Here is a 13,838-nt window from a genome sequence, read left to right on the forward strand (position 1 = left end):
TTTTATGCCGGGGTTCGGCATAAAAGATTGCAACGGATAGCAGGAATAGCTCCTAAAAACTATTATTGAACTAATACTCTAGAGATTAAGAAATTAAACATTTCACAAATGTTCTATAATTTAGCAAAAATTATAAAGTTATTACGTAAATTTGCAAAAATTTTACAATACAAATATACTATAAATGAGTACAACGACTACGCCATATGTGGCTTTCAAAGTAAAAGACATTTCTCTAGCGGCTTGGGGAAGAAAAGAAATTGAACTGGCTGAAGCTGAAATGCCAGGTTTAATGGCGCTTCGTGCTGAATATAAAGATGAGCAGCCTCTTGCTGGTGCTCGTATCGCTGGATGTTTGCACATGACTATCCAGACTGCAGTTTTGATCGAAACTTTAATCGCTCTTGGTGCAGAAGTTACCTGGTCATCTTGTAATATTTTCTCTACTCAGGATCAGGCTGCTGCTGCTATTGCTGCTGCCGGAATTCAGGTTTATGCCTGGAAAGGTCTTGATGAAGAGTCTTTTGACTGGTGTATTGAGCAGACTTTATTCTTTGGTGAAGACAGAAAACCATTGAACATGATCCTTGATGATGGTGGAGATTTAACTAATATGGTTATTGACCGTTTCCCAGAATTGGTTCCTGGAATCAAAGGATTGTCTGAAGAAACTACAACTGGTGTTCACAGACTTTACGAAAGAGTAAAAGCCGGAACTTTACCAATGCCAGCTATCAACATTAATGACTCTGTTACTAAATCTAAATTTGATAACAAATACGGTTGTAAAGAATCTGCTGTAGATGCAGTTCGTCGTGCAACTGACTTGATGTTAGCTGGAAAAAGAGTGATCGTTTGTGGATACGGTGATGTTGGAAAAGGAACTGCTGCTTCTTTTAGAGGTGCTGGGTCTATTGTAACTGTTACTGAAATCGATCCAATTTGTGCTTTACAAGCTGCAATGGACGGTTACGAAGTGAAGAAATTAAACACTGTAATTGCTAATGCTGATATCATCATTACTACTACAGGAAATAAAGATATCGTTCTTGGAGAGCACTTCGAGCAAATGAAAGACAAAACTATTGTTTGTAACATCGGGCACTTTGATAACGAAATTGATATGGCCTGGTTGAACAAAAACCACGGTGCATCTAAAATCGAAATCAAACCTCAGGTTGACAAATATACTATCAACGGAAAAGACATCATCATTTTGGCTGAAGGTCGTTTGGTAAACCTTGGTTGTGCTACAGGTCACCCAAGTTTTGTAATGAGTAATTCATTTACTAACCAGACTTTGGCTCAAATCGAATTATGGAACAACAGCGCTGCTTACAACAATGACGTTTATATGTTACCAAAACATTTAGATGAAAAAGTGGCTGCTTTGCACCTTGCAAAATTAGGAGTTGAATTGGAAACTTTACGTGACGATCAGGCTGCTTATATTGGTGTTCCAGTTGAAGGTCCATTCAAACCAGAATACTACAGATACTAGGTTAATTTTAGATTTCTGAGTTTAGATTTTAGATTTCTTTAATCATATTCAAACCCGACAGGTTTTAACACCTGTCGGGTTTTGTTTTTTAATCTAAACTCAGAAATCTATAATCTAAAATAATCTGGGCGTGCCACCATCCCGATAAGAGGGCAAAATTACTTTACGCGTATTCGCCCTCTTATCGGGATGCTGTCGGGCTATACGCGCTACTTTGGTAGCTGGCTCCTATCCCTCACGCAAACGGTATCAAGAACCTTAAAATTAATTGGATATTTTTACCTGCTTTTTTAAATTTAAGTATATTTTTGAAAACCAAAACCTAAATTATGAATATCCGCCTGATAGTAATACTAATCTTGCTATTCCCCTTTTTTGTGAACGCACAAAATTTTAAACCGGTACAAATACAACCACCTTTTGAATTAGGAACTTCTCCATTCACACCGAGGAATCCAAAACTTCCACAATTGGAGACCGTAAAACCTATTTCTCAAAGCCACGTACAAAATATGCGATCCAAATTGGCAAGAAAAGAGCAGGAAATAATAAAACTGGAAAAAAAAATATGGGCCGATGAAGATGATTTAAAAGAAAAATTAAAAAATCTGGAAAATCTGGAAAATGCAACAGAAAACAGCAATGATCCCGACCATCAAAAGAAAATTGAAAATTCTAAAAAGCAAATAGCCAAATCTCAGAGTAAACTAAATGAAGCTGAAGTGAAATTAAAATTAAAATTAAAAAAACTAGAAGATTTAGAGAAAGCTTTAGAAGAAGCAAAATTTAAAAGAATAGAAAATTAATCCTATTCAAACCCGACAGGTTTTAAGACCTGTCGGGTTTTTTCGTTTAAAAAAATTAAATTAATTATATTTTCTATAAATTAGGATTACAAAACCCCAGAGGGATGATCTATTTATAGCAAGTTTCGGATTTTATAACCCCCAGATCCTGTTGATATTTGTATTATAAAAAGGAACGAAAATGAACACACAGGAAAACATCAATTATAATCGGATTGCAGATGCAATTGATTATATCAAAGCTAATTTTAAGGAGCAGCCCAATCTGGATGAAGTTGCGGAGAAAGTACACTTGAGTCCGTTTCATTTTCAGCGGTTGTTTACGGAATGGGCAGGAACAAGTCCGAAGAAATTCCTGCAATACATAAGTGTTGAGCATGCCAAAAAAATCCTGAAAGAAAACAATACCGCTACCCTGTTTGATGCTGCTTATGAAACAGGTCTTTCCGGTACAAGCCGTTTGCATGATTTGTTTGTTACTATCGAAGGCATGACTCCTGCAGAGTATAAAAACGGAGGTAAAAACCTGTTCATCAATTATAGTTTTGCCGAAAGTCCGTTTGGAAATATTATTGTAGCCTCGACATCAAAGGGAATTTGTTTTATGGCTTTCGCCGAAGACAGAGAAACTGGTTTTACAGATTTAAAACATAAATTCCCGAATGCCTCATTCGAACAAAAACTAGACTTATCACAGCAAAATGCCCTCTTTATTTTTCAGAATGACTGGAGCAAATTATCCGACATTAAACTACACTTAAAAGGAACCGATTTTCAGCTGAAAGTTTGGGAAGCCCTGCTTAAAATTCCAATGGGACAACTCTCTACTTACGGATCCATTGCCCATACAATAGCCAAACCCAATGCTTCACGAGCAGTAGGAACTGCTATTGGCAGTAATCCTGTTGCTTTTCTTATTCCGTGTCACCGCGTCATTCAATCTACAGGAACATTTGGCGGATATATGTGGGGAAATACCAGAAAAACAGCCATTATTGGATGGGAAGGCGTTCAATCTAACCCAGATTTTTAGGTATAAAACCCTTTCTTATTATTTTTTCCCAACTCCACATTAGAAACAAAACGATATTGTTTGGTAAAAAACCAAAGTGTTTCGGTTCTGTCACGAAGTGTTTCGGTTAAACACCGAAACGTTTGGGTCCTGAACCGAAAGTTTTAGGTTCCGAACCTAAAACTTTACGTCAGCAACCCAAAACTTTCGGTTGAAAAGCCAAAATTTTACGTTCTGAACCCAAACGTTTGGGTTCAGAACCGAAAAACTTTGTCTCAGAACCGAAAAGCTTCGTGATACAACCTAAAAACTTCGTGACAAGACCTAAAAACAGTAGCCCAAGCAAGCAATGACGAAACACTGTTACGGACTTTAATAAAGAAAAGCCCTTTCATTTTGGTTTAAAACCAATCCATTAAAATAAATAAGCCCTTGGCATAGTGCCTGACCCCCTATTAATAACTTATTTCAAACTCTTTTTATGCACACTACAGCATCTAAAATAAATAACCTCCCTTGGGAAGGCATTACCGAAGAAATGCACGAGAAAGGATTCGCAATCATTCCTAACGTACTCACTAACGAAGAATGCGAAGCTCTAAAAAACGATTATGCAAATCCATCACTGTATCGAAAAACGGTTGTAATGGAACGCTATCGTTTTGGTTTAGGTGAGTATAAATACTTCCAATATCCGTTGCCTGATTTAATTCAAAACATTCGTACAGCATTATATCCCAAACTGGCACCAATTGCCAATGCCTGGATGAAAGTCCTGAACATCGACACCCGTTTTCCTGAAACACACCCGGAATTATTAAAACAATGCCATGCCAATAATCAAGTAAAAGCAACAGTTTTAATTTTAAAATATAGCAAAAGTGGATTTAACACCCTGCATCAGGATTTGTATGGAGATGTCTATTTCCCGATTCAATCAGTGCTTTTCCTGAACCAACCCGAGGAAGATTTTACGGGAGGCGAATTTGTACTGACCCAACAAACGCCCAGAGCACAATCGAAGGCCATTGTCCTGAAACCTAACAAAGGTGATTTATTAGTTTTTACGACTAATTTCAGACCTGTAAAGGGTTCCAAAGGCTATTATCGTGTTGCTATGAAACATGGTGTCAGCGAAATTCATAGTGGTGAAAGGCATACATTAGGAATTATTTTTCATGATGCATTATCATAGAATGTTTCAACATAAAGTAGCATTGTAGAGACGCACAGCAGTGCGTCTAACCACACGTATTCTCACACAAAATGCCGATAATCTTTTTTGGAGATACATTGCTGTGGGCCTCTTAAAGAAAATTTGAATCTCACAGAAACACAGAGGCGTGTTTTTTTCTCCCGCAGATTGAGCAGATTTTTTATTTTTTTAATCTGTGGTTTAACAAAACTTTGAGGCTTTGTGCCTTTGCGGCAAAACCATCGCTCCTAAAGACGCACTGCTGTGCGCCTCTACGGAAAATTAGAAGGGAAAATTGAATCTCGCAAAGTCACAGAGACGCAAAGATTTTTGTTTCACGCAGATTTAAAAAAGATTAAAGCAGATATCGCAGATTATAATTTAATTTAAATCTGCTCAATCTGCTCAATCTGCGTGAAAAAAAACTTAGAGCCCATGTGCGGCAAAACCATCGCTCCTAAAGACGCACTGCTGTGCGCCTCTACGGAAAATTAGAAGGGAAAATTGAATCTCGCAAAGTCGCAGAGACGCAAAGATTTTTGTTTCACGCAGATTTAAAAAAGATTAAAGCAGATACCGCAGATTATAATTTAATTTAAATCTGCTCAGATCTGCGAAATCTGCGTGAAAAAAAACTTAGAGCCCTTGTGCGGCAAAACCATCGCTCCTAAGGACGCACTGCTGTGCGCCTCTACGGAAAATTAGAAGGGAAAATTTAAACAAAAAATTTAAATCTAGCAGTAACGTGTTTTTTTCTCCCGCAGATATTGCAGATTGAGCAGATTTTTTAATCTTTTTAATTCTTTTAATCTGTGGCTTAAAAAAACTTTGTGCCTTTGCTGAATAAATTCAGGATACCATTCTATAAAAATATGACAGAACACACTAAAATTAACAATCGCGATTTACGAATTAAGATTAAAAATGCAGAAATTTGCTTTGGTGGAAACCAAAAATTGAAAATTTACGGCACCCTGAAATGTAAATCAGGCAAAAGGATGAAGCGTGAAAACCGGGTTTTCTTTTCATCAGAAAAAGAAGCAAAGCAAAACGGCTTCAGACCCTGTGGGCATTGTATGAAAACCGATTATCAACACTGGAAAGATGGACTTATTTAACCCCGAAATCAACGAAACAACCAATCTGTTACCGAAAGACGGAACCGTAAACTATTATGGCAGACTGTTCTTGAGAGACGAAGCCAATCAGTATCTGGACACACTGTTGAATACGATTGAATGGAGAAACGATGAAGCCATTATCTTCGGTAAATTAATTATTACCAAAAGAAAAGTGGCTTGGTACGGCGATACTACCTTTGAATACACTTACTCGAATACCACCAAAAAAGCACTCCCGTGGACAAACGAATTGCTATCCTTAAAAAGAATTATCGAAGAGAAAACCGGAGAGACCTTTAATTCCTGTTTGCTTAACCTCTACCATTCCGGCGAGGAAGGAATGGCCTGGCACAGTGACGCCGAAAAAGATCTGAAGAAAAACGGAGCGATTGCCTCGGTAAGTTTTGGTGCTGAACGCAAGTTTGCTTTTAAACACAAAGAAAGTAAAGAAACCGTTTCCTTAATTTTAGAACACGGAAGCTTATTGGTTATGAAAGATACCACCCAAACCAATTGGTTACATCGTTTACCGCCCACTAAAACGACCTCGAAACCCCGGGTAAATCTAACTTTCAGAACAATTGTAAAGTAATTTTAAACCATTAAGAGATTAAGAGAGTAAAGGCTATTGTACCTATTTAAGACATTAAAGACTTATTGTCATTTCTTTTAAAAAATCTCTGAAAAGCCTAAAATGAAGAAATTTCAGAGCTACACTTCATTTTTCTTAATCTCTTAATGGTACATAATTTAAGACTTATTGTTATTTCTTTTTAACTGCTACATTTTGATACGACCGCGATAAAGCATCTGCTAGCATTGCTGTTCTTGCTTTGGAGAGTTCGACAATAGTCCAGCCCTGTTTTCCCCATTTGTTCGGAATGGGATAAAAATCCAATTCGCCCGAAGCACAAAAAACAGACTGATCAATTTCATTCAGTTTCAGAACTGCTCTCTCGTTTTTATGATCAAGCGTGGCAAATATCTTTTTATTTATCCGGAACGATGTTTTTTCGAAGTGAGGTTCTTCGGTAACATTTTCGAATGATAAGGCTAATTTTCTAAAAGCTTCAATTGCGACCATATTACACTTATTTTTGAGACCCGATTGGTTTTAAAAACCCAACAGACCTTCGTTAAAATAATTTTACCAACCCTGATTAAGTCCGCTTTTAAGGACTTCTTCATATTTATCTTTATCAAAAGTATATAAGTTAGGCGCTTTATGTGCGACATTACTTTTCTTTTCGTCGAGTTTATTTAGTATTCCGATATTGGTAATTTTTCGGAGAAAATTTCGTCTATCCAGTTTTCTGTCCAAAATGGTTTCGTATAATTTCTGAAGTTCCGGAATCGTAAATTTCTCCGGTAATAAATTATACCCAACCGGCATTAAATTGAGTTCTGTTCGAAGAGTATCCAAAGCTTTGTCCAGAATTGCTGCGTGATCTAATATTAGTTCCGGTACTTCTTTATGATCAATCCATTCGATGATTTCCTGCTGGTTTCCTTTTTGAGGAACCGCCTGTAAAAAATCTACCAGCGCATAATAACCAATGGTAACAAACCTTTGCCTGAACCATTTACCCGCTTCTTCGGGGATATTAAAGTGTTCTAAAACGGCTTTCCCAAAGTGCTCATCATTTCGTTTTACCTTTCCAAAAGTGGCAAATTGTCTTAAAAAAATACCTTCCATTCCGGTACGTTTGTTCAAAACCGTAACGGCAGCAGTATCTATATCCTGATCAAGAGGAATGAAACCACCTGGTAAAGACCATTTATTTTCATAAGGTGTTTTAATCAGTAAAACTTTAAGCTGATTGTCATGAAATCCAAAAATGACACAGTCTATTGAGAGTCCCGGCTGGTAATTTTTGCTATTGTCCATTATTTCTTTTAACATTCAGTAGTTCTTAAATACGTTTTTGGGTTTCCTTTTGAAGGCGCAATTTAACTGATTTATTATAAAATTGTAACATTTTTTTAGAAATGAAGTCTAAATCAAGTAGTTCTGTTCTAAATATCCAGACTCAGATGAATCACAATTTTTACTTAAAATTAAATTCGAATTAAAAAAATAAGTACATTGCGTCATAATAACACATTATGATTAGTTTGTTTTTATTTACATATAAAAGTACCAGAAAGTAAATGTAAGGGATATGATTACCAATATTACAAAAAGAATAAATCAAAAAATTACGGATAAAATCCTTACTTCATTCGGGTTTATATCAAAGACACATCTTTTAGAAGCCTCGATGAAATATAGTGAGGAGCAGGAAAAAATTTTCAACCAGATGATTGTTGAAACTGAAATTAAAACCAAAAAAGCAAAACGTGAGGCCTTTGATAAAGCCTTATATGCTTCTTATAAAGGAATTGGCGCTATCGATTTTGTAAATAATGTCCTGAAATAATTCTGGAACACTTACAAAATCAATAACGCCAATCAAAAAATATTAGGTGGTGGTTACTGTACTAATTCAAAATCTGAAGAAAGTTTAAGATCCGCTGATGAAGTGCCTATCATCAATTTAAAATCTCCAGCTTCGGCATTAAATTCTAATTTATCATTATAAAAAGAAAGCTTCTCTTTGTCGATTGTAAATTCGATTGTTTTAGATTCTCCTGCATTTAATTTTACTTTTTGAAAGTCTTTCAGTTCTAAAACAGGTCGTACCACAGAACCGAATTTATCCTGCAAATACAATTGTACTACTTCTTCGCCCGCTACTTTTCCGGTATTAGACAATTGAAACGATACTTTGATAGTTTCATTCGCTTTAATTTTTGTTGAAGATAATTTCAGACCCTCATATTTGAAAGTAGTATAACTCAATCCATATCCAAAAGAAAATTTAGGTGAATTTTTCAAATCGATATACGATGAAACATACCCTTTGGCATTATCATCCAAAGCAGGTCTTCCTGTACTGAAATGATTGTAATAAATAGGTATTTGCCCAATTTCTCTAGGGAAAGTCATAGGCAATTTTCCTGAAGGATTATAATCGCCAAATAAAACATCAGCAATAGCATTCCCCGCTTCAGTACCTAACCACCAGGTGTAAACGATGGCCGGAACATTATCAGCTGTCCAGTTGAAAATAAGCGGTCTTCCTGCATTAACCAGAACCACAACAGGCTTACCCGTTGCCTGAATGGCTTTTACTAACTCTTCCTGTACTCCAGGCAAATGAAGATCGCTTCGGCTTTTTGCCTCGCCACTCATGTCGTGTCTTTCTCCAATGCTCAAAATAACAACATCAGCCTGTTGTGCCGTTGCAACCGCTTCGGCAAAACCATCTTTGTTATCACCCGTTACTTCACAACCTTTGGCATACAATAACTTCGTGTTTTTTCCTACTTTATTTTGCAGACCATCCCATTGCGAAACGACCCATTTACTATAATCAACATCTGGCAATTCTACGGCCCAAAAACCCATATTGGCTTTGTATTCTTTTACCATTGGCCCAATAAAAGCAATTGTTTTCAGGTTTTTAGAAAGCGGTAATGTTTCGTTTTCATTTTTCAATAAAACAATACTCTTTTTGGCAACATCACGTGCAGCAACTCTGTTCTCCGGATTGTTTAATACTTTTTCAGCTCTTTTTTCGTCTGAATATTTATACGGATCTTCAAATAAACCTAACTCGAATTTTTTACGCAGAATTCTTCTAACAGCATCATCAATCAGATCGATAGAAACTCTATTTTCTTTTACCAATTCGGCAAGATTATAACGATAGGCATTACTTTCCATATCCATATCACTTCCTGCAGTAATAGCAGAATAAGCGGCTTCTTTAAGATTTTTAGAATAACCGTGCGCTACCATTTCACCAATAGAACCCCAGTCTGAAACTACAAAACCCTGAAAGTTCCATTTTCCTTTTAAAATATCTCTTTGCAAATGTGCATTTCCGGTAGCCGGAATTCCGTTTACATCATTAAATGAATTCATAAATGTAGCAGCACCTGCATCCAGGGCTGCTTTAAAAGGAGGCAAATACGTTTCGAATAACATTCTTTCGCTCATATCAACCGAGTTGTAATCTCTTCCGCCAGTAGCAGCTCCATAAGCGGCGAAGTGTTTTACACAGGCCATAACCGAGTTTAAATCGCCTAATTTATTTCCCTGAAAACCTTTTACTCTTGCATAGGCAATTTTAGATCCCAGATAAGTATCCTCACCGGCACCTTCCATCACGCGTCCCCAACGAGGATCACGGCCAATATCGACCATTGGTGCAAACGTCCAGTGAATTCCGCTTGCAGCAGCTTCTGTAGCGGCAACTCTTGCTGCTAATTCTATGGCTGCCAAATCCCAGCTTGCCGCTTCGGCCAACGGAATAGGAAAGGTTGTTTTGTATCCGTGAATAACGTCCTGCCCAAATAACATGGGTATTTTAAGACGGGACTGCATCGCCAGTTCCTGATATTGTCGGGTATATTTTGTGCCAATGATATTTAGCATCGAGCCTACCAAACCGGCTTTAATCTCTGCCTGTTTGTTCGGGTTTATGGTAATAGGACCAGTTGCGGAGTTATCACCTGTGTATTGATTAAGCTGACCGATTTTTTCTTCAATCGTCATTTTTTTCAACAGATCATTCACTTTCTGATCTATTGTTGCTTGCTGTGCGGTTGCAAATAAGGACACCATCAACAAGGTAAGTGTTGTTATTTTCTTCATTTTTAATTTAGTTAATTTCGATAAAAACCGGCAGGTGATCCGAAGGATATTTTAGATCTATCGCATCACTTAAAACGGCATGTTTTTGAACGGTTAACCCGCTATCTTTTGAAATAAAAATATAATCTATCAATAATTTTACCGGCTCATTATGTTTGAAAGCATTAAAAGTTCCTGATGGCCCAAAAGGTTTTTCTACTGAAACCTCTCGGGTATCGTTCATTCCTTTTTTGACTTCCAAAATTTGCGGCGTCGTTGGCTCCGAATTAAAATCGCCCATAAGAAATACAGGATCTTTTTTGGTATTCACAGCTGCTATTTTTTCCAGAATCAATTTGACTCCATTGATTCTTGCTTTATTACCTACATGGTCAAGATGCGTATTAAACACCCAAAACTGTTTTTTAGTTTTTAAATCTTTAAACAAAGCATACGTACAAACCCGATTGTAATCTGCATCCCAGCCTTTTGAAATAACCGTTGGTGTTTCTGAAAGCCAAAATGTATTCGTCTGCTGTACTTTAAAACGATCTTTTTTATAATAAATCGTACACGCCTCTCCTTTTCCTTCTCCGTCTCTGCCTATTCCAAATTTGTCGTAAGCATTTAATTTAGAAGCAATATCAACCACCTGATTGGGAGTTGCTTCCTGAACACCAAAAATATCAGGACTGTAAAACTGTATTTGTGATGTAAAAAAATCTTTCCGGTTTGGCCAGGCATTATCTCCATCTGAAGCAATATCTAACCGGATATTATAACTCATTATTTTAAGGTTTTGTCCATAATTTGACAGGCTGACAAAAAACAGCATCATAATCGAAAGTAACGTGTTCATCTTTTTCATAACATAAAAATTTTAATACAAAGCTCTGAACCTTCAAGTGTTTTGGAAGAAGTACAGCTTAATTCCATAAAAGTACAGATGCTATTAAAATTTTATTTACTGATTTTATTTTATTTTCAAAAAAAATTGAGTTTGATTAAATAAATCAAGAGTTGCCTATCATTAGCACCTGATTTACATCCATTTTAATACACCAACGTTTGTATGGCGTGTCCCGGAATTTTTACAATTGTTTTTTCATTGGCTACAATTAAATTATATGCAATTTCATTATCGGTATGGTTCATTACCACCGTTGTCATTTTTCCATCGGTGTTCAAAAATGAAGTACTTAACAAATAACTTCTGCTTACAGAAGTACTTACGCGTACTGCATTAGGTCGAATAAATTTTGAAAAATGCCCAATATAATAATACGACGGTGTATAAATTAACTCACCAGTTGTGGTGTCAGCATGGATGGGTGCAAAACAAAAATTCCCAACATGATTAGGCCCTCCGTTTTGATCTAGAAGAATATTCCAGTCTGTCCAGGCAACGGTTCCGTTATTAAAATCGTTAATCATATTAGTACCGTATCTTTCGGCATTGGGCCAAAACTGATATCTGGCAGCATCAAATTTTTCAACACAACCCTCGGTAAACATTAGTTTTTTGTCCGGATATGCTTCGTTTACTCTTGCCACATTGTCGAACATTGGCTGAGCACCTGTCCAGGTTTCGTACCAGTGAAATCCCATTCCCCAAACATATTTTGATGCTTCAGGATCTGAGTAAATAACGTTGGCTCTTTGTACCATTAAATCACGATTATGATCCCAGGCAATAATTTTTACATCACCTAAACCTTCTTTTTTAAGTGTGGGACCAAGGTGATTTTTCAGAAAATCTCTTTCTTCATCAGCAGTGTACAAACAAGATTCCCAGGTTTGTGTAGCCATCGGTTCGTTTTGCACAGAAGTTCCCCAAATAGGAATTCCTTCTTTATTGTAAGCTTTTATAAATTTTGCATAAAAATTGGCCCAGGGCTGAAAATATTCAGGCAATAATTTTCCTCCTTTCAGGACATTTTTATTGCTTTTCATAAAGGCATTTGGTGACCAGGGAGCTGCGTAAGTAAGCAGCTTTCCGCCTGCTGTTTTTATGGCTTCCTTTATCAGTGGGATACGATATTTTCGGTCATGATCAATCGAAAAAGTCTTTAAATCTTTATCCCCTTCTTCGATATAAGAATAGCTTCCACTGCTAAAATCAGAACTCTGAATTGTTGTTCTTAGCAATGAATAGCCTATACCTTTTTGTGTATCGTAGTAAGCGTTTAAGAATTCTGTTTGTTTTTCTTTTGATAATTGGGCGAAGATTTCGGCACTTGAGTCAGTTATGGCACCACCAATTCCCATAAAATTCTGAAATTGTTTGGCTGGCTCTACAAAAACTGATATTTCAGTTTCTACAGGCTGTACTGAGGTAGTAAAAGTTAGATTATCTGTAGGGGTTAACCTTAATTTTGTATTATCGGCAGTAGTATATACTGTGATTTTTTTGTTGTTTGTTGTGAATTCTTGCGTTTGCTTTTTATTTTTCTGTTGTGAAAAAACAGCTATTGAAAAACATAGACAAGTAATAATAAACCTATTTTTTTTCATTGCATATGCTTTATAAACCTTAAATTTTTTAAATTTTTATCTTTATTTTAAAAAATGATTAAAAAATAGCCCATAATCAAAAAGAATATGGGCTATTCTAACAACCAAACTTAAACTTAACTTACTTAATTTTTATTTTTAAAAAGTTAAATGAATCGAAAAGGAAGTTTTTAGGCTTCCCTTTTCGAAATAAACTAACTCAATAAATATTATTCTGGTCTGAAAATAAAGGTCCAACCTGTAGCGTATGTTTCGCTATTGGTCAAATAAAGAACCAATTTATCTTCTGTAAGGGTAACAATTGTATATTCACCATTTGCATTACCTGCAGCAGATCCTAACATTTTAGCTGCTCCTTTTACAATCAATTTTTTATTAGTTGGATCTAATACAAAACTTCCTTTTGAAGGTGTAGCTGCTGCTGTTTCGTAGTGATAAAAGTTTGCAGCCCCATCTAAGTCAAAGTGCATTTTACCATTAGCATCGCTTGGTCCGCAACAGTCACCAGCATTCCACCATACAGACATAGCACCGTCTGCACTTCCCGGAGGCGACATAAACCACCATAATGATCCAGCTCCAGCCTGATCAAAAACCCAAGTTTTACCTGCACTTGTATCTTCACTAACTAAATCATACCAATCCTGATCCAAACGGGTATCAAGCTGATCTATTTGTACATCAATAGTTTTAGTAAAAAACTGAGAACCTAAACTTCCTACATAAGTAAATGTTGATTTACCAGGTATCGGATAAACAAACGTTACTTCATTAGTAAGTGCTGTTCCTAAATTATAATCCCAATATCCTGTAATTCCAGGAGACACCATACTAATCGTAACTTTATTACCTCCCGGCGTACTTTGTTTAGCCACTAATTGAACTCCGGCAACATCCGTTGAATCCGTTAAATGTGCTTCATCCACAATTGGGTCGCATGCTGAAAAAACAAGCATACACGAAGCAAGGATGAGATATATTATTTTATTAATTTTCATATCGTAGTTA

Annotated in this window: 13 protein-coding genes; 7 read left to right on the forward strand and 6 right to left on the reverse strand. The window is 36.4% G+C overall.

Translation table 11 applies throughout. From position 1 onward, the window contains the following. Positions 1-184 precede the first annotated feature (184 nt). The 6 genes from ahcY to GON26_RS15070 all read left to right on the forward strand — a co-directional run bounded on the left by ahcY (position 185) and on the right by GON26_RS15070 (position 6,227). Positions 185-1,501: an adenosylhomocysteinase gene (gene ahcY / locus GON26_RS15045; RefSeq protein ID WP_160375602.1), complete on the forward strand. Its 1,317-nt coding sequence runs from the start codon at positions 185-187 to the stop codon at positions 1,499-1,501. Between the two features lie 329 nt (positions 1,502-1,830). Beyond that, a complete protein-coding gene (locus GON26_RS15050) occupies positions 1,831-2,307 on the forward strand; it encodes a hypothetical protein (RefSeq protein ID WP_160375603.1) in 477 nt (158 codons plus the stop codon). Positions 2,308-2,488: 181 nt separating this feature from the next. After that, positions 2,489-3,340 carry a bifunctional helix-turn-helix domain-containing protein/methylated-DNA--[protein]-cysteine S-methyltransferase gene (locus GON26_RS15055; RefSeq protein ID WP_160375604.1) on the forward strand — a complete coding sequence of 284 codons (852 nt, stop codon included), beginning with the start codon at positions 2,489-2,491 and terminating at the stop codon, positions 3,338-3,340. A gap of 460 nt (positions 3,341-3,800) precedes the next feature. Next, positions 3,801-4,514, forward strand: coding sequence for a 2OG-Fe(II) oxygenase (locus tag GON26_RS15060; RefSeq protein WP_160375605.1), 714 nt, complete (start codon positions 3,801-3,803; stop codon positions 4,512-4,514). 872 nt (positions 4,515-5,386) lie between these two features. Further along, entirely contained in the window at positions 5,387-5,632 is a 246-nt protein-coding gene (locus GON26_RS15065; protein WP_160375653.1) for an Ada metal-binding domain-containing protein, read from the forward strand. Beyond that, complete coding sequence (locus tag GON26_RS15070; RefSeq protein ID WP_160375606.1) at positions 5,619-6,227, forward strand: alpha-ketoglutarate-dependent dioxygenase AlkB family protein; 609 nt, start codon at positions 5,619-5,621, stop codon at positions 6,225-6,227. The genes GON26_RS15065 and GON26_RS15070 overlap by 14 nt, the downstream gene beginning before the upstream one ends. A gap of 171 nt (positions 6,228-6,398) precedes the next feature. Here the strand turns inward: GON26_RS15070 and GON26_RS15075 are convergent, their stop codons facing one another. Both GON26_RS15075 and GON26_RS15080 read right to left on the reverse strand, forming a co-directional pair. Next, on the reverse strand, positions 6,399-6,719 hold the full coding sequence (locus tag GON26_RS15075; RefSeq protein WP_160375607.1) for an MmcQ/YjbR family DNA-binding protein: 321 nt from the start codon (positions 6,717-6,719) through the stop codon (positions 6,399-6,401). A gap of 63 nt (positions 6,720-6,782) precedes the next feature. Next, a complete protein-coding gene (locus GON26_RS15080) occupies positions 6,783-7,538 on the reverse strand; it encodes an NUDIX hydrolase (protein ID WP_160375608.1) in 756 nt (251 codons plus the stop codon). 259 nt (positions 7,539-7,797) lie between these two features. Here GON26_RS15080 and GON26_RS15085 point away from each other — a divergent pair, with 259 nt between their 5' ends. After that, positions 7,798-8,055, forward strand: coding sequence for a hypothetical protein (locus GON26_RS15085; protein ID WP_160375609.1), 258 nt, complete (start codon positions 7,798-7,800; stop codon positions 8,053-8,055). Between the two features lie 53 nt (positions 8,056-8,108). On the opposite strand, the gene GON26_RS15090 is transcribed toward GON26_RS15085, so the two are convergent. The 4 genes from GON26_RS15090 to GON26_RS15105 form a co-directional block, all read right to left on the reverse strand. After that, positions 8,109-10,337 carry a glycoside hydrolase family 3 N-terminal domain-containing protein gene (locus GON26_RS15090; RefSeq protein ID WP_160375610.1) on the reverse strand — a complete coding sequence of 743 codons (2,229 nt, stop codon included), beginning with the start codon at positions 10,335-10,337 and terminating at the stop codon, positions 8,109-8,111. 7 nt (positions 10,338-10,344) lie between these two features. Further along, positions 10,345-11,184, reverse strand: a complete 840-nt coding sequence (locus GON26_RS15095) for an endonuclease/exonuclease/phosphatase family protein (RefSeq protein WP_160375611.1) — start codon at positions 11,182-11,184, stop codon at positions 10,345-10,347. Positions 11,185-11,369: 185 nt separating this feature from the next. Then, complete coding sequence (locus GON26_RS15100) at positions 11,370-12,830, reverse strand: glycoside hydrolase family 30 protein (RefSeq protein WP_160375612.1); 1,461 nt, start codon at positions 12,828-12,830, stop codon at positions 11,370-11,372. A gap of 209 nt (positions 12,831-13,039) precedes the next feature. Then, positions 13,040-13,828 (reverse strand): hypothetical protein, encoded by a 789-nt coding sequence (locus GON26_RS15105; protein ID WP_160375613.1) that lies wholly within the window; start codon positions 13,826-13,828, stop codon positions 13,040-13,042. Positions 13,829-13,838: the final 10 nt, after the last annotated feature.

The sequence above is a fragment of the Flavobacterium hydrocarbonoxydans genome (assembly GCF_009789235.1).
Lineage (GTDB): Bacteria > Bacteroidota > Bacteroidia > Flavobacteriales > Flavobacteriaceae > Flavobacterium > Flavobacterium hydrocarbonoxydans.

Excerpts from the sequence above, each read along its gene's own strand:
- GON26_RS15100 (WP_160375612.1), bottom strand. The coding sequence starts at position 12,830 with ATGAAAAAAAATAGGTTTATTATTACTTGTCTATGTTTTTCAATAGCT.
- GON26_RS15095 (WP_160375611.1), bottom strand. The coding sequence starts at position 11,184 with ATGAAAAAGATGAACACGTTACTTTCGATTATGATGCTGTTTTTTGTC.
- GON26_RS15090 (WP_160375610.1), bottom strand. The coding sequence starts at position 10,337 with ATGAAGAAAATAACAACACTTACCTTGTTGATGGTGTCCTTATTTGCA.
- GON26_RS15060 (WP_160375605.1), top strand. The coding sequence starts at position 3,801 with ATGCACACTACAGCATCTAAAATAAATAACCTCCCTTGGGAAGGCATT.
- GON26_RS15050 (WP_160375603.1), top strand. The coding sequence starts at position 1,831 with ATGAATATCCGCCTGATAGTAATACTAATCTTGCTATTCCCCTTTTTT.
- GON26_RS15105 (WP_160375613.1), bottom strand. The coding sequence starts at position 13,828 with ATGAAAATTAATAAAATAATATATCTCATCCTTGCTTCGTGTATGCTT.
- GON26_RS15085 (WP_160375609.1), top strand. The coding sequence starts at position 7,798 with ATGATTACCAATATTACAAAAAGAATAAATCAAAAAATTACGGATAAA.
- GON26_RS15070 (WP_160375606.1), top strand. The coding sequence starts at position 5,619 with ATGGACTTATTTAACCCCGAAATCAACGAAACAACCAATCTGTTACCG.
- GON26_RS15055 (WP_160375604.1), top strand. The coding sequence starts at position 2,489 with ATGAACACACAGGAAAACATCAATTATAATCGGATTGCAGATGCAATT.
- GON26_RS15075 (WP_160375607.1), bottom strand. The coding sequence starts at position 6,719 with ATGGTCGCAATTGAAGCTTTTAGAAAATTAGCCTTATCATTCGAAAAT.
- ahcY (WP_160375602.1), top strand. The coding sequence starts at position 185 with ATGAGTACAACGACTACGCCATATGTGGCTTTCAAAGTAAAAGACATT.
- GON26_RS15080 (WP_160375608.1), bottom strand. The coding sequence starts at position 7,538 with ATGTTAAAAGAAATAATGGACAATAGCAAAAATTACCAGCCGGGACTC.
- GON26_RS15065 (WP_160375653.1), top strand. The coding sequence starts at position 5,387 with ATGACAGAACACACTAAAATTAACAATCGCGATTTACGAATTAAGATT.